Source organism: Flaviramulus basaltis, from assembly GCF_900114265.1.
Classification (GTDB): domain Bacteria; phylum Bacteroidota; class Bacteroidia; order Flavobacteriales; family Flavobacteriaceae; genus Flaviramulus; species Flaviramulus basaltis.
In genome coordinates, this window is sequence record NZ_FPKV01000001.1 from 846,189 (window position 1) to 871,411 (window position 25,223).

15 protein-coding genes are annotated in these 25,223 nt (G+C 31.6%); 4 read left to right on the plus strand and 11 right to left on the minus strand.

The window, feature by feature from the left end; translation table 11 throughout:
• Nucleotides 1-187 precede the first annotated feature (187 nt).
• From BT151_RS03920 to BT151_RS03940, 5 genes are read right to left on the minus strand one after another with little or no spacing between them, the layout of a single operon-like run.
• Nucleotides 188-2,005, minus strand: a complete 1,818-nt coding sequence (locus BT151_RS03920) for a M1 family metallopeptidase (RefSeq protein WP_072400442.1) — start codon at nucleotides 2,003-2,005, stop codon at nucleotides 188-190.
• A gap of 15 nt (nucleotides 2,006-2,020) precedes the next feature.
• Complete coding sequence (locus tag BT151_RS03925; protein WP_072400443.1) at nucleotides 2,021-3,631, minus strand: S8 family peptidase; 1,611 nt, start codon at nucleotides 3,629-3,631, stop codon at nucleotides 2,021-2,023.
• A gap of 27 nt (nucleotides 3,632-3,658) precedes the next feature.
• Nucleotides 3,659-4,519, minus strand: coding sequence for an MBL fold metallo-hydrolase (locus tag BT151_RS03930; protein WP_072400444.1), 861 nt, complete (start codon nucleotides 4,517-4,519; stop codon nucleotides 3,659-3,661).
• 54 nt (nucleotides 4,520-4,573) lie between these two features.
• A complete protein-coding gene (locus tag BT151_RS03935; RefSeq protein ID WP_072400445.1) occupies nucleotides 4,574-6,769 on the minus strand; it encodes a SulP family inorganic anion transporter in 2,196 nt (731 codons plus the stop codon).
• Complete coding sequence (locus tag BT151_RS03940; RefSeq protein WP_072400446.1) at nucleotides 6,766-7,614, minus strand: universal stress protein; 849 nt, start codon at nucleotides 7,612-7,614, stop codon at nucleotides 6,766-6,768. Before BT151_RS03940 ends, BT151_RS03935 begins: the two co-directional genes overlap by 4 nt.
• A gap of 205 nt (nucleotides 7,615-7,819) precedes the next feature.
• On the opposite strand from BT151_RS03940, the gene BT151_RS03945 reads away from it, so the two are divergent.
• The gene (locus BT151_RS03945; protein WP_072400447.1) at nucleotides 7,820-9,655 is read left to right on the plus strand and encodes a cation:proton antiporter; all 1,836 of its coding nucleotides are present in this window, start codon (nucleotides 7,820-7,822) and stop codon (nucleotides 9,653-9,655) included.
• An 81-nt stretch (nucleotides 9,656-9,736) separates the two neighbouring features.
• On the opposite strand, the gene BT151_RS03950 is transcribed toward BT151_RS03945, so the two are convergent.
• From BT151_RS03950 to glgA, 6 genes are all read right to left on the minus strand, one after another.
• Nucleotides 9,737-12,139: a glycoside hydrolase family 31 protein gene (locus BT151_RS03950; RefSeq protein ID WP_072400448.1), complete on the minus strand. Its 2,403-nt coding sequence runs from the start codon at nucleotides 12,137-12,139 to the stop codon at nucleotides 9,737-9,739.
• 196 nt (nucleotides 12,140-12,335) lie between these two features.
• Nucleotides 12,336-14,243, minus strand: a complete 1,908-nt coding sequence (gene glgB / locus BT151_RS03955; protein WP_072400449.1) for a 1,4-alpha-glucan branching protein GlgB — start codon at nucleotides 14,241-14,243, stop codon at nucleotides 12,336-12,338.
• 5 nt (nucleotides 14,244-14,248) lie between these two features.
• Complete coding sequence (locus tag BT151_RS03960; protein ID WP_072400450.1) at nucleotides 14,249-15,877, minus strand: trehalose synthase; 1,629 nt, start codon at nucleotides 15,875-15,877, stop codon at nucleotides 14,249-14,251.
• A 1-nt stretch (nucleotide 15,878) separates the two neighbouring features.
• Nucleotides 15,879-17,816, minus strand: coding sequence for an alpha-1,4-glucan--maltose-1-phosphate maltosyltransferase (locus BT151_RS03965; RefSeq protein ID WP_072400451.1), 1,938 nt, complete (start codon nucleotides 17,814-17,816; stop codon nucleotides 15,879-15,881).
• 112 nt (nucleotides 17,817-17,928) lie between these two features.
• The gene (locus tag BT151_RS03970; RefSeq protein ID WP_072400452.1) at nucleotides 17,929-19,194 is read right to left on the minus strand and encodes a glucose-1-phosphate adenylyltransferase; all 1,266 of its coding nucleotides are present in this window, start codon (nucleotides 19,192-19,194) and stop codon (nucleotides 17,929-17,931) included.
• A gap of 28 nt (nucleotides 19,195-19,222) precedes the next feature.
• A complete protein-coding gene (gene glgA / locus BT151_RS03975) occupies nucleotides 19,223-20,425 on the minus strand; it encodes a glycogen synthase (protein WP_072400453.1) in 1,203 nt (400 codons plus the stop codon).
• Nucleotides 20,426-21,050: 625 nt separating this feature from the next.
• Here glgA and BT151_RS03980 point away from each other — a divergent pair.
• The 3 genes from BT151_RS03980 to BT151_RS03990 are packed head-to-tail and all read left to right on the plus strand — an operon-like array spanning nucleotide 21,051 to nucleotide 25,200.
• The gene (locus BT151_RS03980; protein ID WP_072400454.1) at nucleotides 21,051-23,405 is read left to right on the plus strand and encodes a TonB-dependent receptor; all 2,355 of its coding nucleotides are present in this window, start codon (nucleotides 21,051-21,053) and stop codon (nucleotides 23,403-23,405) included.
• 15 nt (nucleotides 23,406-23,420) lie between these two features.
• A complete protein-coding gene (locus tag BT151_RS03985) occupies nucleotides 23,421-24,431 on the plus strand; it encodes a sensor histidine kinase (protein ID WP_072400455.1) in 1,011 nt (336 codons plus the stop codon).
• Nucleotides 24,432-24,435: 4 nt separating this feature from the next.
• Complete coding sequence (locus BT151_RS03990; RefSeq protein WP_143144249.1) at nucleotides 24,436-25,200, plus strand: LytR/AlgR family response regulator transcription factor; 765 nt, start codon at nucleotides 24,436-24,438, stop codon at nucleotides 25,198-25,200.
• The last annotated feature ends 23 nt before the right edge of the window (nucleotides 25,201-25,223 follow it).

Here is a 25,223-nt window from a genome sequence, read left to right on the forward strand (position 1 = left end):
CCTAATTTATTGGGGTTTTTGAATTAAATTAGTAAATATTATAGCAATTTTAATTTATGTTTTTTAAGAAAAAAGAGAGTCAAAGCTAAAAAACCTCTTTGCTTTCACAAAAAGGTTTTTAAATTTTATAGAATACTTATCGATACAGATTCAGTTTTAAACCGGAATTATTCGAAGTAATATTCAGTTAATTACTATTGTTTTCTTTATCAATATCTGCCATCATTTCTTTTGGGTCTATTTGAATACTTTTTATATCCTTGGAGGTTTCAAAAGTATAAGTTGGATATGCCCAAGCCCAATCTTTAATAATTGTAGCAGAGGTTGGTTTTTCACCACGCATCATTTGTAATGGGATGTAAAAATCTTCTATACTACCATCGGTATAAGTCACTGTTAAATCTATTGGCATTGGCATTAAACCAATTCGTTCCAATACAACAGTTTTATCTTCTACAGATTTTACACTATAATCAATAGTATTAGTTGTTTGCCCAAAATCAATTAAATACCAATCTAATTCTAAACCAGAAACTTTTTCGGCTGTTCTAATAATATCTAAAGGTTTTGGATGCTTAAAAGCAAAATCATTAAAGTATTTCTTAATAGTTTGTTTTAGGTTGGTGTCTCCTATAATATATCCTAATTGTGCCATAAAAACTTCCCCCTTACTATAAGCCGAAATACTATAAGCCCTATTGAATTCATACCTGTCAGCATGCGTTGTTAAAGGTTGTTCTTTTCCAGATTTAGCTAAATAAATATAACTTTTGTAAGCACTAGAAGTTGGATTATCGTTATCCTCTTTCATAATCTCATTCATTGCTAAATCACTAATATAACTTGTAAAACCTTCGTCCATCCACTCGTGTTTTGCTTCGTTTGATGCTAATAAAAACTGAAACCATGTATGTGCCATTTCGTGTGCTGTAACGCCTACTAGACTTCCATAACTTCGGTTTCCTGTAATTAAAGTACACATTGCGTATTCCATACCACCATCACCACCTTGAATAACCGAATATTGCTTGTAAGGATATTTGCCAACATGTTCACTATAATACTGCATAAGCTCAACCGTTTTTGGTTGCATTTTTTTCCAGCTTTCTAGTTTCTCTTTATCTAAAGTGCTTTTGTAATAAAAGTTTAAAACAGGTCCGTTTGGAACTTGCATGGTATCGTGAATATAATCAGGATCTGCAGCCCAAGTAAAATCATGAACTTCTGGCGCTATAAAATGTAAAACTTTTTTGTTTCCGCTTATTTCATTTTCACTTTGTAGATAACCAGAACCTCCAACAACATAATTCTTGTCTATGGTTAATTTCACATCAAAGTCACCCCAAACACCATGGAATTCACGCCCTATATATGGGTCTGCGTGCCAACCTTCAAAATCGTATTCCGCTAATTTTGGGTACCACTGTGTCATAGATAAAGCAACACCTTCTTTATTGTTTCTTCCAGAACGACGTATTTGTAAAGGTACTTGTCCATCAAAAAGCATATCAAAAGTGACACTTTCACCTGGTTGAATAGGTTTCGCTAAATCAACTTCTAAAACAGTACCAACCGTTTCATATTGGATAGAAGCTCCATTTTGTGTTAACGAATTAACTTTTATATAGCCAATTTCGTTTGGAGCAAGTTTACTAATTCTATCTCCAACTCTTGGATCTGGATCTGCAATAGTACGAGAACGCACATCCATTTCACTTCCTGGTTGAAAAGCATTAAAATATAAATGATAATACACTCTATTTAAAACATCTGGAGAATTATTAGTGTATACCAACTTTTGTTTTCCTTGGTATTGGTAGCTATTTACATCCATATCAATGTCCATTTTGTAGTCAACATGTTGTTGCCAATAATTGGAATTAGATGATGTTGATGGGGCTGCGGTAGATGTTACCACAGAGGTATTTGTTGCCACCACGTTTTTATTACTGCTACAAGACAACAAAAAGGAAACACTAAAAAGAAAAATTAAGAAACGATTCATAATGATTATAAAATATTATTTAGAAGCTATTTGAGACGCCATAATTAAAGCGTTATAAGCGTTAACAATCTTTGAAGACTTTACTAAATCTGCAAAAGGTCTTACATCATTAGTATCTCCACCAACAATAACTTTTGGTTTTACAGCTAAACCAGAATCCATAATAATTTGCTTTACTTGAGCAGCTGTTAATTTTGGATAATAAGAACGAATTAAAGCAGCTACACCAGCAACAGCAGGAGCAGCCATGGAGGTGCCCCCTTTGGTATCGTATTCATTTTCTGGAGTTGTAGAATAAATTTCAGCACCAGGTGCAAAAACATCTACATTTTTCTTTCCATAGTTTGAAAAACTAGCAATCATACTAGAACCATATTTAGGTGCAAGAGCTCCAACTCTAATATAAGTATTTGATATTTCTTCACCATTTATATTATCGTCTGGAAAATTAGGTTCTGTGTCTACATTTTCACTATCATTTCCTGCTGCATGAACAAAAACAACATCATTTTTTCCTGCGTAAGCAATGGCATCACGAACCCAATCGCTATGTGGAGAAAAACTTTTACCAAAACTTCCATTTATTACTAAGGCTCCGTTATCTACGGCGTATCTAATTGCTAAAGCAACATCTTTATCATATTCATCGCCATTAGGTACAGTTCTAATAGGCATAATTTCAACGTTTTTTGCTACACCGTTTGCGCCTTTACCATTATTACGTTCTGCAGCTATAATACCAGCAACATGAGTGCCGTGACTTTCAGTTTTTTTAACAGGTTTTACATTACCATTACCATAAAATTTGGTAGACATATCGTTTGGATCATCACCATTTATACGACCTTTATAAGTTTTATTAAGGTTATAGTTTAATCGCTCATTAATACTTTCTAAACCCTCATTAATTTCTTTTTTAGCATCGGCCATAGATTCTAAACCATTACTAAACATATACTGTGCCATTTGTTTAGCTTGACTAACAGCTTGATCTTCTGTTTTAATAGCATTAACATCTTCTTTTGTATAGTCTTTTTTGCCAATGTGTTTCGCAAGCACTTCATCAGCGGTAGTTATTTGCGCATAGATTTGTTCGTATTGCGTTTTTCTGCCTAACCATTTTTGATATTCAGTCTCGTATTTTGCTTGAGCTTTAGCATAATCAGGATTACTGGTGTCTCCACTTGCTAAAATTCTAACATATTCTAATTGCTCATTGTAACCATCTCCTAAAAAGTTCCAACCGTGAACATCATCAACGTAACCATTTTTGTCGTCATCTATTCCGTTATTAGGTATTTCATCTTTGTTTGTCCAAATAACATGGTTTAAATCTTCATGGTCAATATCAATACCAGAATCAATAACTGCTACTATAATTTTTTTACCTTTTTTATTTTTAATAATTTCAGCGTAAGCTTTATCAACACTCATTCCTGGAATTGTATCTTTTACTAAATCTAGATGACCCCAATTGTGTTTTTCGGCTTCTGTTAAATCTGAAACTTTTAAAGGCGAAGAGTCAATGTTTTCAACAGGAGTTGATATAATATCCGCAGTACCTCCGCAGCCAGAAATTAAAATAGCCAAAAAAGTTGATGCTATTAATATTTTAATTGTTTTCATTGTTTATTTGAATTAGTCGTTTTTATTTTAATTGAAAATATCTTGAGTTGTGTATATGTTATCTAATCTTACCCCTTTTTCTGTGTTTTTAACAGTTATAATTTCGTTATGAGCATCATGTTCTAAAAATAAATAGAAATTTTTCTCTGCCGCCATATTAAGAAATTTTTCTTTTTCGTCTAATGTTAGTAGGGGTCTTGTGTCGTAACCCATAACATATGGCAATGGTAAGTGACCAACAGTTGGCAATAAATCTGCCATAAAGGCAATGGATTTACCTTTATACTGAATGATAGGAATCATTTGTTTATCGGTATGACCGTTTGCGAAAAAAATATCGAAACCTAATTCTGAATTTTTAAGTAAATCTTGTTCTGGAAGTGAAGTAAATTTTAATTGACCACTTTCTTCCATTGGAATAATGTTTTCTTTTAAAAATGATGCTTTTTCACGTTTATTAGGTTGAGTAGCCCATAACCAGTGATTTTTATTACTCCAAAAGTGTGCATTTTTAAAAGCGGTTTCGTAGTCTGTTTTATCTTTATTCCATTGAATACTTCCGCCACAATGATCGAAATGTAAATGCGTCATAAAAACATCTGTAATATCATCACGATGAAATCCATGAGCTTTAAGCGAACTATCTAAACTAAAATCTCCCCAAAGATGATAATAACCAAAAAATTTATCAGATTGCTTATTACCCATACCATTATCTATTAATATAAGTCTATCGCCGTCTTCAATAAGTAAACAACGGGTAGTAAGTTCAATCATATTGTTGGCATCAGCCGGATTGCTCTTTTGCCATATAGTTTTAGGAACCACGCCAAACATAGCGCCACCATCAAGTTTTAGGTTTCCAGCATTAATAGGATATAAATTCATAGGGATGTAAAATTAAGAAATCTATTGTTAATCCCTAAAAACGTTAAGAATATATTATGAAATAACTTCTTTTAATCGTTTTCCAAAATCAAACAAAGTTTTTATTTCTTGTATGCTCGCTAAACGTTCTTTACCAAAAACAAGCAAAGCATTACCATTAGATTCAACATGATAATAAGGGTTGCTTTCAAAAAAGCGCGTGACATCATCATTAAAAAATTCAGCAATTCCCGCTTCATTATCACCTAATAAATAAAAGCGTTTAGAAAAATCATCATGATCTTCAATAGGAATATCTTTAAACCCGGCAATAGCGTATACTTTCTCTAAAAAGCCCTCTCTATCTAATGTGAATTCTGGAATGACATAGTTAAAATCGATATGAAGCATAGTAGATCTAATGACCTCTTTTGCTATAAATTCACCTTCAGAAAACTCAATATCAAATAATTTTATACTATTATCTTTTAAAGCTAATTCGTTATAAACGTGATTGATTTTTTTTGTACTGAAAAATAAAAAGTTATTTAAAAATGATAAGTTCTTATTTTTTTTAGAACTGTAATTTAAATTATAGTCTTTTGCCAGCCCCTCCATACTTGTTTGGCGGCGTGTAAGACTATTTTTTATAATTTTTGGAACTGCTAACAAACGTCTTGAAGCAAATGGGTGTTTAGAATCCGTATCGTGCATATCTAAGCCAATGACTTCAAAATTCCCTCCTCGTTTTGCAAATAACTCTTGATAACTATTAATATTTTCTAGTACAGTATCATCAACAAATTCACACATTGAAAAATCTACAATAACATCTTTATTTTCAGGAATGGCATCTAAATGTTGTTTTAGTCTGAAGTAATTTAAAAAGCTACAAAAATGCTTTACACTTACATAAAAATTATTTTTGCCATCTTGTTCTTTAAACATTAAAATGTTTGGTTTTAAAACATTTCTTAAAAACAATCCTGCGCTTTTATTTATAATAATATGAATAATTAAAGTTGCAAAAACGCCAGCTAAAATTCCAGTAATTAACCCTATTTTTAAAGTCACAATAAGGGTAACAAAGAAAATTATGAGCTGTTCCTTTCCTATTGAAAACATTTTTGTAATGACATTTGGAGACGCTAATTTATAACCTGTATATACTAAAATAGCCATTAAAGCAGGAAGTGGTATTCGTGTTAATTGTGTACTAAAAAACACAATAAATACGACTAAAAATATAGCGTGAAAAAAATTAGAAGAACGGTTACTAGCACCATTATTTACATTTACAGAACTACGTGCAATTACTGTTACAACATTTAAACCACCTAAAAAACCACTACCAACAGTAGCTAAACCAAGAGCTTTAAGATCTTTGTTTACATTAGAACGTCTTTTTTCTGGGTCTAGTTTATCAACAGCTTTAATACTTAAAAGAGATTCAATACTAGATATTAGTGTTAATGCTAATACGCTTCCAAAAAAGGAAAAACTCCAGATACTACTAAAATCTGGTCGAGGTAATTCTGCTATAATTTGATGAATTGAAGGAATGCCTGAAATCATATATTCCTTAGCAATAGGGTTGGCTTCGTGTAATCCTATTTCAAAATAATAACTAAATCCTATAGATAAAATAACAATCCACATTGGAGCAGGAATTAGCTGTAAATATTTGTTTCTAATTTTCGAATAGAAAAACATAATAGTTAAACTTATTACACCTGCTGATGCCGCATAAATTAAACCTTCGGTTCCGTAATGAAAAGCATCATTAATGGTATGTGGAATTTCTAAAAGATAATCTACAGTATCTTCTCTATTTATTTTGTGCGCTAGCATAATATGAAACTGTTTTCCTAAAATAATTAATCCAATAGCAGCTAACATACCTTGAATAGCGGAGGAAGGAAAAAAATTGGCAAGTGTACCCATTCTAAAAAAGCCTAATAGCATAAGCAATACACCAGAGCATATAATAGCCACATAAGCACTTTCCAAGCCTAATGTTGTAATAGCAATTAAAAGCACACCTACTAAACCGTTTCCTGGACCAGCAATAGTAACATGGCTGCCACCTAAAATAGAAACCACAATACCACCAACTATAGCTGCAATAACACCAGAAATCGCAGGCGCATCACTTGCCATAGCAAGTCCTAAACCAAGAGGTAATGCAATAAGACTAACCACAAAACCAGAAAACATGTTTTTAGGCAAGGATTTAAAAAAACTTTTTATGTTATTTTTTTTCGGACTCATTGCAGAATTAGCACATCGGTTGGTAATTCGGTTAAAATATGTTCTATATCATGTGGAAACAATCTATCCCAAAAAGTCATTTTTCTGGGAGCATTCATCACTAATAAATCGGCACGAGTAATTTGAGCGTAATGCCCAATAGAATAACCTTGTTTACCAAAAATGGGCTGTAACTTTATAATTTTATTTTTTGTGTATTCTTCAGGAATATGACTAATAATCTCTTTTATTCTAGAATTCTCTCTTAGTTTAATACGCTCTTTCATTATCGTTGCTCTTCTAAGAGATTTGTCATCATCAACTTTTACTGAAATTTCATCTCTTTTAATTTCTTCAACAATAGTTATTTTTTCAGCTTTAAGCTTATTAGCAACATAAAAGGCCGATGTAATAGTTTGCTCTGTTCGGGGATCTTTTAAACCATTTACCACTATGTGTTGACACGGATTACGTTCCACGGAAGGTTTAATTAGCAATAAAATAGAGCATTTTGCTTGACGTGTAATTTTTCTAGCAATGGAGCCTACATAATATTTTAAAAAGCGTTCTCTTTGTACAGCCCCGAGAATTAATAAATCTATTTTTTTTTCTTCAGAAGTTGATAAAATAACATCTACTGGTTCTCCAGGTTTAAAAACGACTTCATAATCTAGATTATCTTTTTCAAAGCTTTTAAGAATAACGCTAAGCACATTTATTTTGTCTTCTGAAGCTTCACCTACATGAATTAAAAATAATTTGGAGCTGAAAAAAACAGATAGTCTAGCCGCCTCAAAAAGATTTGCTTTTAAGTTGGGTGAATACGCGATTCCAATTCCTATGCTTTTAAAAGGTTTTAATGCCAATTTTATTATTATTTTTAGCTAAAAGGTGAAAGATAGTATTTTTTAAAAACATCAAACCAACTTAATTATAACAATCATTCAATTTTTATATTAAAAGTTGAATATAATTAATGCAGGTTACATCTTACAAAAACTAATAAAATATAATCAGATTAAATTATCTGTTTTTACTTAATTTAGTGATTTTTATATAAAATTTTAAGGTATGTTAGAATTAGGAGGCATCATTATTTTAGGAATATTGGCACAGTGGGTTGCTTGGAAATTCAAGATTCCAGCTATTTTGCCATTGATATTAATTGGTTTATTAGTTGGACCAGTTGCTGCCGAGTTTTTATCTGCAGATGGCACAAAATGGATTGAACCCATTTGGAATGGGGAAGAAGGTCTATTTCCTGGTCAAAGTCTTTTTTATTTTGTATCGCTCGCCATTAGTATTATTCTTTTTGAGGGCGGACTAACCTTACGAACTAATGAAATAAAAAATGTGGGACCAATTATTACAAAACTTATTACTATTGGCTCTCTTGTTACATTTTTTGGAGCTGCTCTTGCCGCACATTTTGTGTTTTATTTAAGTTGGGAAATATCGTATTTGTTTTCGGCTCTTATAATAGTAACTGGACCTACGGTAATTACTCCAATTTTAAGAAACATTCCATTAAAAAAAGACGTTTCTGCTGTTTTAAAGTGGGAAGGTATTTTAATAGACCCAATAGGTGCATTAGTAGCGGTATTGGTTTTTGAATTTATAAGTGTTGGTGCAGGAGGAGAGTTTACTAAAACCGCTCTTATTGAGTTTGGAAAAATTGTTTTATTTGGCTCTACATTTGGGTTTACTTTTGCCCACGCTCTTAATTTTTTTATTAATAAAAAGTGGGTGCCTCACTATCTTTTAAATGTATTTGCACTGGCTGCAGTATTGGGTGTTTTTATTTTGTCTGATAGTTTTGCTCATGAATCTGGATTACTTGCAGTTGTTGTTATGGGTATGGTATTAGGAAATTCAAACTCGCCATATTTAAAGGAACTACTTTATTTTAAGGAATCTTTAAGTGTGTTGCTTATATCTATTTTATTCATTTTGCTTGCTGCAAATATTAACATTGAAGATCTTTTATTAATTTATAATTGGAATGCGGTTATATTATTTGCTTTAGTGGTGTTTTTAATTCGTCCATTAGGTGTTTTTTTAAGCACATATGGGTCTAAATTAAAACTTAAAGAAAAACTTTTTATTAGTTGGGTAGGACCACGCGGTATTGTTGCCGCAGGTATCGCTTCATTATTTGGTTTAACGCTTGCAGATAAGGGTGTTGTAGATGCTAAATATATTACACCGTTAGTGTTTATGATTGTTTTAGGCACCGTGTTATTAAATGCAACTACAGCTCGTTTATTTGCGAAGTTAGTTGGGGTTTTTCTTGAAAAATCTGGAGGTATTTTAATTGTTGGTGCTTCTAAGGTTTCAAGGTTATTAGGGCATTATCTTGAAACTAATGGCAGGCATGTGGTACTTATTGACAGCAATGAAAGCAATATTAGAAAAGCAAAAGAATTAGGTTTAGAGGCTATAATAACTAATATTTATTCGGATACTTTAATGGATAATATTGAGTTGAGCGATGTAGGCTATTTAATGGCATTAACAGGAAATGAAGATATTAATAAATACGCTATTAGTAAATTTAGCAAGCAGTTTGGTGAAAACGGATCTTTTAGATTAGTTACAACTCAAGAAATGTTAAATGAAAACGACAACCCAAAAGAAGGTTTGTTTTCACATACAGATGATTTTAGTTCTTTAATAGAACTAACAGGAAGGCATCCTTCTATTCAAGAAATAGACTTGGTTGACAAAGAGCATTATGATGATTTAATTAAAATAACTAATAAGGATAAAGACATTATCCCTTTGTTTATAAAAGACACAGAAGGAGAACTCCATATTATTTCTTCGTATAACTTAGATGTAGATAAAATTGAAAAAGGTTATCAATTAGTGTATTTAGGAAAACCTTTTGATGTTGAAAAGGTATAATTAATCTATTTTAACATATAAAAAAGCCTCTCATTAATTCTTTAAGGAGAGGCTTTTAAATTATTCAGCTTTTTAATTAAATTACTTACCCATAATTTGAAGGTTTGTAAACTCTTTTGTGACTACAAGTGAGTTATTATTAAAACTTAAATCTTTTAAATCAACCTCCTCGTTATCAACTTTTATGCTATCAACTTCAAAAGGCAAACCAAATAAATTAATATTAAACATTTCATATGGAGTAATATATTTACCCGTTTTATGAATTCTGATAATTAATTTGTTTTCAGAACCTACTAAGTTAAATTTCAATAAACTGTAGCGTCCTTTTGTATAATCATAACCATCATTAGCGTCTTCGTATAATTCAGAATCTTCTTTTCCGTTTTTATAATAAACATCAAGAGAAACTTCGGTAATTTCTTTTTCGCCAACGTACTGTTGTATTGGATATTTAGGAATGATTGCACCTTCTTTAATAAAAATTGGCATACTGTCTAGATCTGCATCTACCCAAGATTCTTGACCGCCTTCTACAACTGTTTTGTCCCAGAAATTGTACCATTTTCCTATAGGAAAATACATCCTTCTTCCTTTTTGATTTGGACCTGTTATAGGACAAGCTAATATTTTTTCACCAAAAATAAACTCGTCATTTCTGTAGTGCGTATGTAAATCTGCTTGATCGAATAAAACCAATGATTTTAATATTGGCACACCTTCTCCAACATATCTCCAAAAGGCAGTATATAGATAAGGCAATAATTGATATCTTAATTCAATAAACTTTCTAACAACATTTGTAATGTTTTCTCCAAATGCCCATGGTTCTTGATCACCATGATCTCCAGAGGAATGTGTTCTACAAAACGGATGAAAAATACCTAATTGTATCCAACGCGCATATAATTCGCCGTTTGGTTGTTCTGCAAATCCACCAATATCAGATCCTATAAATGAAAACCCAGACATACACATACGTTGTGCTTGTATATTTGCTATTGTTAAATGATCCCAAGTAGCAATATTATCTCCAGTCCAACTAGATGTATAGCGTTGTGTACCAGAATATGCTGCCCTTGTAATAACAAATGGTCTTTTAGGATAAGAGAATTTTTTTAAACCTTGATAGGTAGCACGCGCCATTTGCATGCCATAAATGTTATGTGCTTTTCTATGGCTAGAGAAATTTCCATCGTAATTATGTCTTACATCATCAGGGAAAGATTTTCCCGGAACATCCATTACGGCAGGTTCATTCATATCATTCCATACACCCTTAACACCAATTTCTTCAACTAACTCTTGAAACAAATTAGACCACCAATCTCTAACTTCTGGATTTGTGAAATCTGGGAAATAACACTCACCAGGCCACACTTTTCCTTTCATGTAAGGACCGTCTGCACGTTTACAGAAATAATTTTTTTCTAAGCCCTCTTTAAATATTGAATAGTCCATGTCTATTTTAATACCTGGATCAATAATAACAATAGTTTTAAAACCATCATCAGCTAATTCCTTAACCATTCTTTTTGGATCTGGAAAGTATTGTTTGTTCCATGTAAAACATCTAAAGCCTTCCATGTAATCTATATCCAAATAGATGGCATCACATGGTATTTTTAAATCTCGGAATTTTTTTGTTATCTCCTTTACGTTGGATTCTGGGTAGTAACTCCATTTACATTGGTGATACCCCAAAGTCCAAAGCGCTGGCATTTCGTGCGGTTTTCCTGTTAAATCGGTATAGTTTGCAACAACTTCAGACATTTCAGGACCATAAATGAAATAATAATTCATTTCGCCACCATGTGCCCAGAAACTTGTTATGTTACGACGTTCGCTACAAAAATCGAAAAAAGAACGGAAGGTGTTATCAAAAAATATTCCGTAAGATCTTTTACTGTGTAATCCTGTATAAAAGGGAATAGCCTTATAAATTGGGTCGGTACCTCTTCCATAAGCGTAAGAATCTGTTACCCAATTTTCAAAACGCTTGCCTTTTAAGTTATTGTCTACCGGCTTATCACCTAAACCATAATAACTTTCTCCAGGTTGAGCAATTTTAGACATTTTAACAACATCTCCACCATGTTCATAACTTTCTTCCCAGTGAAACCCTAATTCATCTTCACAAAGCAGAGACTTATCTTTAGCGTCAAAAATGGATGTACGTAGATCTAGTTTTGAAACATGACAAATTAGTTTTGCTGTTGTGATTATATATTGTTTTTCATTTTCAGTGACCTCAAGATGGTTATAACCTCTACTTGCATATTTTGTTATAGCATAAGAAAAATCGTTTTCAAAAATACCAGTTGTAGTATATCGAAAGCGAAGCACGCTATCACGACGAATAGTAACCTCTAGTATAACGCCATTTTCACTAGTGAAAGAAAGGACATTTAGGTTTTTCTCGTATTTGACTATTTTTGAAGGAAATAGGTTTCCTTTATATTCTAATTCGGTATTTAATATCATATTATAGGCATATATATTAATTGACTAAAATACTAAAATTAACAGTTCTCATTCGCTTCTTTTTATTAAAAAAAGGAGGCAAAAATTATATAAAACATAATTAATGAGTTGATAAATCTCTAAAATCTTAACAAGTTACAAATCAACAGGTTTTTGCGTTTTTAAAACGATTATTTTATTGAATGAATTGTAAATTTTAATTAAACTCAAAAACCATAACTGCTAAAGGTGCTAGTATAACCTCAGCTGAGTAATCTTTACCATTCCAAGGTGTTTTTTTAATAGTAATTAGATTTTTATTAGAAACACCACTACCACCAAATTCTTTCGAATCGCTGTTAAAAACCTCTTTAAGCTTACCTTTTACAGGAATACCAATACGGTAATTGTCTATTAAGGTTGGTGTTAAATTACAAACGACCACCACATTGTTTTCTGGTTTATAACCTTTTCTGATATATGAAATAACACAATTTTCATGATCATCATAACTTATCCATTCAAAGCCTTCTCCAGAAAATTGTTTTTCATATAAAGCAGGTGTTGTTTTATAGAATTTATTCAACTCCTTATAATAGTTTTGAGCGTTTTTATGAGGTTCAAATTCTAATAAATTCCAGTCTAAACTTTCTTGGAAGTTCCATTCGTTATATTGTCCAAATTCACTACCCATAAATAAAAGCTTTGTGCCTGGGTGTGTAAACATATAGCCATATAATAAACGCAGGTTAGCAAAACGCTGCCACTCATCACCCGGCATTCTTCCTAGAATAGAATTTTTACCATAAACCACTTCATCATGCGATAGTGGTAGCATAAAATTCTCTGTAAATACATAAGCTAAACTAAATGTAATATCATTTTGATGAAACTTTCTGTAAACAGGATCTTTTCCAAAATATTCTAAAGTATCGTGCATCCAACCCATCATCCATTTCATACCAAATCCTAAACCACCAACAAATGTAGGTTTAGATACCATTGGGAATGCTGTAGATTCTTCAGCAATAGTTTGCACATCTGGAAACGATGCATAAACTTCTTCGTTTAATTCTTTTAAGAAACTTATAACAGCCAGATTTTCTCTACCACCATAAATGTTTGGTTCCCATTCACCTTCTTCACGAGAATAATCTAAAAATAACATGGATGCTACAGCATCAACACGTAAACCATCGGCATGGTATTGATCCATCCAGAAAATGGCATTACTTATTAAAAATGAGCGTACTTCATTGCGTTCATAATTAAAAATTAAACTTTTCCAATCTTGATGGTAACCTTTACGTTTGTCTGGGTGTTCATACAAACATGAACCATCAAAGAAACCTAGACCATGTGCATCTTCTGGGAAATGTGATGGCACCCAATCTAAAATAATACCAATATCATTTTGATGCAGTTTATCTACTAGGTATTTAAATTCTTCAGGATAACCAAAACGAGATGTTGGTGCAAAATAGCCTGTAATTTGGTAACCCCAAGAAGGATCATAAGGATGTTCCATAATAGGCATCAATTCAACATGTGTAAAATTCATGTCTTTTACATAGTTTACTAAATCATCTGCCAATTCATAATACGACATAAACCGATTTTCTTCAACATTCTTTTTCCATGAGCCTAAATGCACTTCATAAACAGAGTATGGCGCATCTATAGCATTATGCTTTTTACGGGTTTTCATCCAACTACTATCTTTCCACTTGTAATTGTCATCCCAAACAATAGAAGCTGTATTTGGATTATGCTCAAAACGCCTAGCGTATGGATCTGCTTTTTCGGTTTTTATATCATTATTATTACTTTGAATTTTATATTTATAAGTAGCACCTTTTCCAATAAGCGGAATAAAGCCTTCCCAAATACCGCTTGAATCCCAACGTACATTAAGTTGATGCTCACCTTCCATCCAATAATTAAAATCGCCAACAACAGAAACTTGTTTAGCAGTAGGTGCCCAAACTGCAAAATAAACCCCATCAATACCGTCTACAGTAGCTAAATGAGAGCCAAACTTCTCGTAAAGTCTGTAATGCTTTCCGGACTTAAAAAGGTTTATATCGAATTCGGTAAATAGACTATAAGCTTTTACTTGTGCCATAAATTTTAATGATTTATAATATTAGATATTCCTTTTAATGGAATGACTGCCCATTGCGGACGAGAATTAAGCTCATAGCCTAATTCGTAAACTGCTTTTTCTAGCAAGCAGTATTTTAATATAAATATGCGTTCTTGGTTGTATCCTAAATTTAAATTTGCGTTTTGTGTTTCGGTAACATAGGTTCCTAAAAACAATCCGGTAATGTAGCGGTATAATATTTCTCCTGCTTTAAATAAGCTTTCTTGATTTGCAGGATAATTGTCTTTATTGTTAAAAATAGTAGCATAAATGCCGTAGTGAAACGACCTAAATAATCCTGCAACATCTTTTAATGGTGGTTGCTTAACTTTTCTATCACGTATGGTGCTTTCTGGTTCACCTTCAAAATCTAGAATATAGAAATCGTTATCTTTTACTAAAACTTGCCCTAAATGATAATCGCCATGAATTCTTATGCGTTCACCTTTTAGTTTTGTCCAATCAAAATTAACAAAACGTTTTCTAATGTTATTTTTTTTATCTAGAAACTCATTAGCTAATTCTAGAGCTAATCCTTCTAATTTATGAATGTTGTTTTCAATAGTGTTCAATCTATTTTGAAACTGGTAAAGCATTTTGTTTTTTAACCAAACGGCATAATCATCATTATAATGCGCCGGTGTAAAAGCAGTTTCTTCAAACTCTGAACCCAAAGCAATATGCATTTCTGCTGTGCGTTTTGCTAAAGTTTCAACTTGTAAAAAAAGGTTTAATCCTGCCCAATCTATTATTTGTGGTGGTATGTTTTGAATGGTTAAACGTTGATATAATTCGGTGTTAGGAAGCGCATCAATATTAATGTTTTTATACTCTAAATTTGAAAACACTTTATGCAATTCTTTTAGCATATAATCCCAAGCATCACCTTCATTAGGAATCATTTCTTGCATTAAACCAATGGTAACATTTACGTTTTCAGAATCTACCAAATTAATACTACCAAGGTATGAAGGGGTGTTTTTAAACCCTTTTTTTTCTGATAAAAATCGACTCATTTCATAGTCTGGGTTTTTGTCTGCAAAAATGCGTCGAAAGAATTTTAAAACATACTTATCATTATAAACTAACGATGTGTTGCTTTGTTCTAATCCCATACAACGCGAAGATTCGTAAACCTTATTCTCAAACAAATGACTTTTATGATATTGAACTTTTGTTTTATCAATTGGTGAAGCCGTTGCAATACGTTCAAAAACCAATTTTCTAAAAGCTTCAAGATTTATAGCATCAATAATAAATCCTTTTTGACCTTTAATTTCTATAGGAAGAATTCTATCTTTTGGTGCAAAATTTTCATCGGTTACAAAGGCAATTGGTAAAAAGTAGTGTTGATAAAAAGCTTCAACAAAATTAACTTCTAAAATTAAGCCATAGTAAACTTCACCTTTTTGCTGAATTTTAAAAAACTCGGATAATTCAATATATTTAAGTTTGCTTCCTTTGCCGCCATACCAGCGTTGTTTGATGATATAATCTTCTAAAACATCAGACAAAAATATTTTCACAAAATCGTTGCTATCTAGTAATTCTTCCCATGTTTTATTAAACTGAAAAGGAGAACTTACTGATGATATAGACGATTGGCTTGACATGCTATTTATTTATCTTGAAGATATGAAATGGTAATGTGGGATGTAACTCTACAAAATTCCATTCGCTTCCCCAATTGTACTTGCTATTGGTTATTAAATCTAAAATCTCAATGTTATGACCAGCATGAATACCTAATTCTTTTAAAGGAAGCTGAACAGTGCCTTGTTGAGAGTTGAAAGCATCTAAGCTTATAATAATTAATAGCTCGTTGGTTTTAGAATTGTTCCACTTATAAAATGCTAATAAATTATCGTTTTCAACATAACAGAACTTAATATTATTGGTTTGCTGAAGCGCTTCATTTTGATGACGAATATGATTAACTTTTGAAATAACAGTAGTTAATTTGTTTTCAATAGTCCAATCGTAATGTGTGAATTGAAACTTTTCAGAATTATTATATTCCTCTTTACCAAGCAAAGCATCGCTTAACATATACTCATAAACGGGACCGTAAAGTCCAATACTTGAACTTAAAGTTGCAGCTAAAACATAGCGTTGTATGTGTTTAGATTCGTTTGCACCTTGTAAATGAAACGGATTAATATCTGGCGTATTTGGCCAAAAGTTTGGTTGCATATATTCACTAAGCTCGCTTTTTGTTAACTCCTCTACATATTCGGTAATCTCTTGTTTATTATTTCGCCATGTAAAGTATGTATAAGATTGTGTATAGCCTTGTTTTGCAAGCTGCTTCATGACTTTAGGCGCTGTAAAAGCTTCGGCTAAAAAGATAACATCAGGATGTTTTGCTTTTACTTTTGTTATAATCCAATTCCAAAAATAAAATGGTTTTGTGTGTGGGTTATCAACTCTAAACACATTAATACCACAATCTATCCAGTACATTAAAATATCTAAACATTCTTTCCAAAGATTTTTATAATCTTCGCTTTCCCAATAAATAGGTAGAATATCTTGATATTTTTTTGGAGGATTTTCGGCATATTGAACAGTACCATCTGGTCTCCATTTAAACCATTGCGGATGTTCTTTTACCCAAGGATGATCTGGTGCTGCTTGAAGCGCATAATCCATAGCAATTTCAATATTATGTTCTTTTGCTTTTTGGATGAGGTTTTTAAAATCTTCAAGATTTCCTAAATCTGGGTGAATAGCTTTATGATCGCCGAATTTTGAGCCAATACCCCAAGTGGAACCAACATCGCCATTTTTGGCTTCAGTAGTATTATTTTTACCCTTTCGGTTTACCTCTCCAATAGGATGAATAGGAGGAAGATATAAAGTATCAAACCCCATTTTTGAAACTCTTGGTAATAACCTTTCACAATCTTTTAAAGTGCCATGAACACCTTCGTGTTCTGAAGCTGAACGCGGAAAAAACTCGTACCAAGTACTAAACCGGGCTTTTTTTCTATCAACATAGACTTCAAATTCATTTGATGAATTTGCTAATATTTTTTCTGGATGACTAACGAATAGGTGATGAAGTCTTTCGCTAGTTGCTTCTATAACAGCTTCATCATAATGTGCTTCGTTACCAAAAATATTGATTAAATGATCTATATAAAACGAATCGTTTTTTTCGGTTTTATCTTTTATGTTTTTAAGAAACTCGATGCCCTCTAAAAGCTCTGATTTTACATGTTGGTTATCATCAATTTTACGTTCTATACCATGTTGCCAATTTAAGGCATAATCTACCCAAGCTTCAACTTTATAGCTATAAAAGCCTTGTTTTTCAACACTAAAAGAGGCTTGCCACTCATCATTTACAATAAGATGCATTCTGGTTTCTCGCCAATTTTTGTCTTTTTTATGCTTGTATAAAATGGATGCACCAATAACATCATGTCCATCGGCAAGAATATGTGCATTTACATTAACAATTTCATTAACAACGCGTTTTATATAGAATTGACCACAATTTACTTGAGGGGAAACATAATCAATAACAACTCTTTTTTGGTTTAGCATGGGTTTAGTTTAAAAAAGTCTAAAGTATTAAAACTTGGTAATATTATAAGTGTAGGTAAAGTAAAAACTAAATTAAAATGGATGGCTGTAAAAACTTTTATAAAAGGATTAATTATATAACATATCCTTTAGGAATAACGGCGCCTTTTTTAATGACAACAATACCATCTTTAATAACATACATATCGGTTTCTTTGTCTTCTAAATGTTTTCCTCCATTAATTCTAACATCATCACCAATACGACAGTTTTTATCTATTATGGCATTTTTTATAAAACAACGTTCGCCTATACCTAAAAGAATTTCGATTTTCTCTCTATCTATTTCTTCTAAAGTTTCATAAAAATCGCAGCCCATCATGTAAGTGTTTATAACTGTTGATTCAGCTCCAATTCTAGAACGAACACCTATAACAGATTTTTCAATTTTAGCAGCGCTTATTATACAACCCTCAGCAACCACGGCTTTTTCCAACATAGTTCCAGCTACTTTGGTAGTTGGTAACATACGCGCTCTTGTAAATATTCGTTTTTTCTTATCGTATAAATCAAATTTTGGAATATTATCAGTCAAACCAATGTTGGCTTCAAAAAACGAGTCTATGTTTCCAATATCAGTCCAATAGCCTTCGTATTGGTAGCTAAGTGTTTTGTGTTTATCTATACTTTGAGGAATAATTTCTTTACCAAAATCGTTTGTATCTGGGTTCTTCATTAAATCTACTAATAAATCCCTGTTGAATATATAAATCCCCATTGAGGCAAGATAATTTCTGCCTTCACTTTTCATAACGTCACTAACTTCAGAAGTCCAATCTGGAAGTAAACTTGCATCTGGTTTTTCAATAAAAGAGGTTACTACATTGTTATCATCAGCTTTCATAATACCAAATGAAGTGGCGTCTTTAGCGTTTACTGGAATAGTGGCAATTGAGATTTCTGCACCGTTTTTTTCGTGGGCATCAATCATTTTATCGTAATCCATTTGGTATAATTGATCACCAGATAGGATTAAAATATATTCAAAATCATGTCTTAAAAAATGATGTATACTTTGTCTTACAGCATCAGCCGTACCCTGAAACCACGTTTTGTTGTTTGGAGTTTGTTCTGCTGCTAATACGTCTACAAAAGCACTACTAAAAAAACTAAAATGATAGGTGTTTTTTATATGGCGGTTTAGCGATGCTGAGTTAAACTGAGTTAAAACATATATGCGTTTTATATCTGCATTAATGCAATTAGAAATGGGGATATCTACCAATCTGTATTTTCCGGCAATAGGAACTGCTGGTTTAGATCTGTCTTGTGTTAAAGGATATAATCTTGAGCCTTGACCACCACCAAGTATAATTGCTAATACCTTATCGTTTATCATGTCTTTAGTTTTTTTGTTAGTAATTAGTTTATATTAGGGATTTGTAAAGCGACTCTACTTGTTTGGCAATGGCAACCCAATCAAAATAATCTTCAACGCGTTTTCTGCCATTTATTGCCATTTTATTTCTTAAGCTATCTTCATTAATTAAAGCGTTAATACCATTGGCAAGATCTCTAGAGAATTTATCTGGGTTTACAGGTTCAAAAGGCGCTTCGGTTTGTTGTTCTAACGGAATTAAAATTCCTGTTTCGCCATTAACAACGACTTCTTTAATACCACCAACTGCACTAGCTACTACAGCTGTGCTGCACGCCATGGCTTCAATATTTATAATTCCAAAAGGCTCGTAAATTGATGGGCAACAAAACACATCAGCATGTGAGTACAATTGAATAATTTTGTCCTTTTCAAGCATTTTATCAATCCAAATGACATTGTTACGTGTCTTTTTCACTTCATTAACAGCAACTTCCATTTCTTCACCAATTTCTTTAGTGTCTGGCGCTCCAGCACAAAGTACTATTTGAGTATTTGGATCTATATATTTTATAGCATTAACTAAATGAATTATACCTTTTTGCCGAGTGATTCTTCCAACAAAAAGCACATAAGGTTTTGTTTTATCAATTCCATATTCATCAAGTGTAGAAGTGTTTGAAGTTACTACATACTGTTGAAGATTTATGCCATTGTATATAACTTTAACCTTGCTTTCATCAACATTAAAATGTTTAAGCACATCTACTTTGGTTTCTTCAGACACAGCTATAACAGCGTCTGCCATTTCAATAGCGGTTTTTTCAACCCAAGATGAAGCATCGTAGCCTCTACCTAATTGCTCGCGTTTCCAAGGCCTTAAAGGCTCAAGCGAATGTGTAGTTATAACCAATGGAATTCCGTAACACAGTTTTGCGATAATACCCGCAAACTGAGCATACCATGTGTGGCAATGTACAATATCGGCATCAATATCATCAGCATTCATTTGCACACAAGTACTTAATGTTTGTAAAACAGCTTTAAGTTTACTGTTTGTAACATCAAAAACAGGGTTTTCATAGGGAAAGCCTTTAACGGTTAAGTTACCAGAAGTTTTATCTTGGTCGCCAAAACATCTAACGTCTACTTCCATTAATTTAGCAAGTTCGTCTGCTAAATACTCAACATGAACTCCGGCGCCGCCATAAACATAAGGAGGGAACTCTCTAGTATAAAAAAGTGCTTTCATATAAAATTTATCAAAAATTGCAGTTTAATATCACATCAAAAAAAAGAAATTCAACCAGTAAGTTAACTCTATTTTTAGGAAAAATTTAAAAAATCACAAAAACAATTTTTATCAAGCATATTATTATAAAAGACATAAAACATTGCCCAGAAATTGTAAAATTGTTAATAACAATTAAAAATATAAATAACAGAAACTCACTTGATTCAATGTCGAATAAATAAAGTATTGCAAAGTGTTTGGAGCAGTTTAGTTATTTGTAATATTTACTTTGTTATAAACATACAAAATAATTATTAACAATTTTGTTGGAATATTCTTTTTGAAGAAAAAAGGGCATAATTGAGATTAATCAAAATTATCTGTAAAGAACTTTAATTAAAGGTTAAAAGTGTTAAAGAAATCGTAATCATACAACTTTAAATTAACCACAAATGCTTACTAAGTAATGTTATCACGACTTAACTAGAGCTTATATTTTGACTTTTTTTCTCGTTTTTAAGGCTTTTTACTTGTCAATAAAAAAGTAACACTCACCCTTTTTTTAACCCAATTCATCAGAAACAGTTTCTATTTAAGAGTAGATAAATATAGTTTTATCTCATCAATCATTAAGCAAACAGTTATGAATACGTTAATCAAAATTATTATAGTTTCAATTTTAGGAGTTTTATCAGCTCAAGCACAAAATAAAATTTCTGGATCTATTACAGAAAACAATTTACCACTAGAGTTCGCTAATGTTATATTGTATAACGAAACTTTAAAAGAAGTTATTACAGGAACCATTTCTAATGAAAAAGGAGCATATATTTTTAACGATGTTGTAAACGGAAATTACTACATAGAAGTTTCAATGTTGGGATTCAAAACAAGGACATCTGATGCATTTCTATTAACAACAAACAAAACCTTAGACTTTTCTTTAAATGAAGAAACAGAATCTTTAGATGAAGTGGTTATAAAAAGTAAACGTCCAGTTATTAGGCAAACAGCCGAAAAGCTAATTGTAGATTTAGAAAAGTCTGAAATGATAAATTCAAACTTACAAGATGTTATGAAGCGAGTTCCTGGAGTTCTTGTAACCAATAATGGCATTAGCTATGCAGGACAAAGTAATATTAGAATTTTAATTGACGGAAAAACGACCGATTATATGGATATGGACACGCTACTTCGTGATATGCCTGCCGATAATATAGCAAGAGTAGAACTAATAGAACAACCAGGAGCAGAATTTGATGCTGAAGGTTCTGGGCCAATTATTAATATTATTTTAAAGAAAAATGTAAAATTAGGAACACACGGAAATGTTGTTGGCTGGGTTGGTGAAGATGAAGGTTTTGAATATGGTACAAGCGCCTCAATTGCGAGTTATAAAAACAAATTAAATTGGCAGGCAAGTATAGGTTATTCTAGTCCTACTTGGCGTGAAGATTTGTTTATTAAAAGAACCGTGAACAACGAAACATACAATCAAACTACAATTGAGCCTTATAATCCACAAAGTATTAATGCAGGAGCTAGCGTGGATTATTATATTAACGAGAACCACTCTATAGGAATTGGAGTTAGAAGAAACACAACAAACTCTGATAGGGTTTCCAAAAGTTCAAACATAATTACTAGCGAAACAACAACGGATTATTTGTTATCTAAAAATAATTATGATCGCGATCAAGTGGTTTTTAATGTTAATCCTTATTATGAGTTTAAAACAGAAGCTCATAAATTCACAGCCGATTTTAATTTTGTAGACTATTCTAACGATAATCTAAACACGATTTCTTCACTTTCTGGAAGTACTATTGCATACACAAACCAACGTTATTTACAAGATGGTGAATACCAAATTAAAACGTATAAAGTAGATTATACAAGAACCTTTTCTGAAGATTTTAAACTGAGCTTTGGCAGTAAATATTCGCAAGTAAATACAGATAGCGATTTAATGTCTTTTAGCCAAAACAATAGTGGAACCTTTAATTTTGATGAAGATGCCAGCAATCGTTTTTTAGTAGACGAAAATATTTTTGCACTTTATTCTAAATTAAATTTAACCAAAGGAAAATGGTCTTTTTCTGGCGGATTGCGTTTTGAGGACAGCAATACAAAAGGAATATCTAGTAGTGATAATGAAACTAGAGAACGTAAAATTTCCAAAGTGTTTCCAAGCGCATCAGTAAGTAGAAAAATTGATAAAAGTTTAAGCGCAAGTGTGGCGTATAGTTATCGTATTAGACGCCCTAATTACAATACTTTAAATTCATTTGTAACGTATTATGATCCGCTTTCATCTGATGTTGGAAACGAAAATTTAAAACCATCATTTACTAATAATTATCAATTTAATTTAACTTACGATGGACAACCTTTTTTTACGGTGGGTTATAGTGAAACAAAAGATGATATGTTTCAATTTATATCTCAAAATAATGAAACAGCCGAAATTATGCGAACAACAATTAATTTATCAGACAGCAAAAATTGGAATTTTAGATTGTTTGGACCGTTAAGTTTTATAAAAGGCGTTGAAGGTTATACAGGTTTTATTGTGAATTATAATAAATTTGAATCTAACCCTAACAACTTAAATTTACAAAAATGGAGTTTAATGTGGTTTACACAAGCTAGTTATGAGTTGCCTTGGAAAATTAATGCTGAAATAAGCGGAAACTATGGCACAGGTGCTTTAGAAGGTGGTATTGATGCAGAATGGTTTGCAGGATTAGATTTTTCTTTTGGAAAAAAGTTTTTAGACGAAAAGCTAAAAGTAAATTTAGGCTTTAATAAAATGCTTAATAGAGGTTTTGTTGGTGTTATTAATTATAACAATCTAGCAGCAGATATTGAAAGTAATGAGTCAAGACAAAATATTCAGTTAAGAGTATCCTATAGTTTTGGATCTAAATTCGGAAAGAATAAAAACCACAGAAACGCATCAGAAGAAGAGGAAAATAGAATTGATGATAATAATTAATATGTTTGTGTTATTATGAATACTAAACTCAATAAATCAGACTTTATAATTTTAGGTATCTATTTTATAGTCTCTTTCTCTTTACAAGGAAAAGACTATTATGATAGAGGCGCAATGCTGAAAGAATATCTTTTTGATTTTCCTTCTGAAGTAATTGCTATTTGCAGTATCATTTTTTTATATGTGTTTTGGTTAATTCCAAAGTTTGTAAACAAAAAAAAATATTTTTTATTTGGTGTTTTAGGATTGCTAATTTTAATTATTATTACTGCGTTTCAGTATACCGTTGGTTTTTGGTCTGGAGATAACGACTGGAAAAATTTTCCAACTGGATTAGATTTTGTTTTTAAAATGATAGATAGAGGTACTTATCAAACAGCTTTTCCTTTTGCGTTATTTCTTACTAAAAAATTCTATGAAGGTCAAAATGAATATCTAAAAATTGAAAAACAACAAAAAGAAAACGAACTAAAATTATTACGTTCTCAAATAGATCCTCACTTCTTATTTAATAATCTAAACACGTTAGATTCTTTAATAGATAGCAATACAGAAAAAGCCAAAGAGTATATAAATAGACTCTCATTAATTTATCGTTATCTAATTAAAACTAAAGATGCTGAGGTTATGGAACTGTCTGAAGAGATCCAACTAGCAGAAAACTATATGTTTTTAATTAAAACACGATTTGAAGACGATTATGATTTTAAGATAGATATTCAAACATCAATTGAAAACAAGTTTATTCCAACAGGAGCAATACAAACACTATTAGAAAACGTTGTAAAGCATAATAAACCAAATAAAGTAAATAGCATAAAAGCAGTTATTTCTATTGATGAAAACACATTAAAAGTATCAAACACAAAATCGAGTATTCAGTCAAAAAACGAATCGTTTGGCACTGGTTTAGAAAATTTAAAAGCACGGTATAAATTATTATCAGAAAAAGAAGTAATCATTATAAACACAGATAAGGAGTTTAATATTTCTATTCCAATTATTAAATTAATTGACGAAAATTAAAGCGATGAAAATTTTAATTCTAGAAGACGAAATACCAGCATATCAAAAACTAGTTTCTTTTATAGCAGACTATTTTGAGGAAGACATTCCTCACGATTGGGCGCGTTCTAACTCAGAAGGAAAAGAATTTCTAGTTAACAATAACTACGATTTTATATTATCCGATATTCAATTATTAGACGGTGTTTCATTCGATTTATATGATGAAATTTCTATAGATGCTCCAATTATTTTCTGTTCTGCTCACGATGAGTTTTTGTTTCAAGCATTTAATACAAATGGTATTGCCTATATTTTAAAACCTTATACCCAAATAGATTTTAAAAAAGCAATAGAAAAATACCAATCGTTGTTTAAACAAGGCGATTATAATTCGCTTACAAGTAAAACAATTAGCGAACTTAAAGTTGCTTTACAAGAAGAACACAACAATTATAAGAAGCGTTTTGTGATTAAAAAAGCAAAAGGGATTCAGTTATTAAATGTCTCAGAAATTAGTACAATTGAAGCTTCCGGAGATTTTTGTATTGCGACAGATTTTCAGGGAAAACGTCATACAATCTCTCAAAATTTAGGGGTAATTCATCAACAATTACAACCAACTAAATTTTTTAAAATAAACAGAAGCGAAATAGTAAATATTGATTTTATTGACAATATTGAAAGTCATTTTAAAAATCGATTACTCATAACCATGACAGGTTTAAAAGAAAAAGCCATGACAAGCTCATCTACAACTTCAGATTTTAGAAAGTGGTTGGAGCAGTAAAATAAAAAACCCCATTTTTCAAT

Coding starts and splice junctions, on each gene's coding strand:
- glgB (WP_072400449.1), bottom strand. CDS start 14,243: ATGGCACAAGTAAAAGCTTATAGTCTATTTACCGAATTCGATATAAAC.
- glgA (WP_072400453.1), bottom strand. CDS start 20,425: ATGAAAGCACTTTTTTATACTAGAGAGTTCCCTCCTTATGTTTATGGC.
- BT151_RS03960 (WP_072400450.1), bottom strand. CDS start 15,877: ATGTCAAGCCAATCGTCTATATCATCAGTAAGTTCTCCTTTTCAGTTT.
- BT151_RS03980 (WP_072400454.1), top strand. CDS start 21,051: ATGAATACGTTAATCAAAATTATTATAGTTTCAATTTTAGGAGTTTTA.
- BT151_RS03945 (WP_072400447.1), top strand. CDS start 7,820: ATGTTAGAATTAGGAGGCATCATTATTTTAGGAATATTGGCACAGTGG.
- BT151_RS03990 (WP_143144249.1), top strand. CDS start 24,436: ATGAAAATTTTAATTCTAGAAGACGAAATACCAGCATATCAAAAACTA.
- BT151_RS03950 (WP_072400448.1), bottom strand. CDS start 12,139: ATGATATTAAATACCGAATTAGAATATAAAGGAAACCTATTTCCTTCA.
- BT151_RS03930 (WP_072400444.1), bottom strand. CDS start 4,519: ATGAATTTATATCCTATTAATGCTGGAAACCTAAAACTTGATGGTGGC.
- BT151_RS03985 (WP_072400455.1), top strand. CDS start 23,421: ATGAATACTAAACTCAATAAATCAGACTTTATAATTTTAGGTATCTAT.
- BT151_RS03925 (WP_072400443.1), bottom strand. CDS start 3,631: ATGAAAACAATTAAAATATTAATAGCATCAACTTTTTTGGCTATTTTA.
- BT151_RS03935 (WP_072400445.1), bottom strand. CDS start 6,769: ATGAGTCCGAAAAAAAATAACATAAAAAGTTTTTTTAAATCCTTGCCT.
- BT151_RS03970 (WP_072400452.1), bottom strand. CDS start 19,194: ATGATAAACGATAAGGTATTAGCAATTATACTTGGTGGTGGTCAAGGC.
- BT151_RS03965 (WP_072400451.1), bottom strand. CDS start 17,816: ATGCTAAACCAAAAAAGAGTTGTTATTGATTATGTTTCCCCTCAAGTA.
- BT151_RS03920 (WP_072400442.1), bottom strand. CDS start 2,005: ATGAATCGTTTCTTAATTTTTCTTTTTAGTGTTTCCTTTTTGTTGTCT.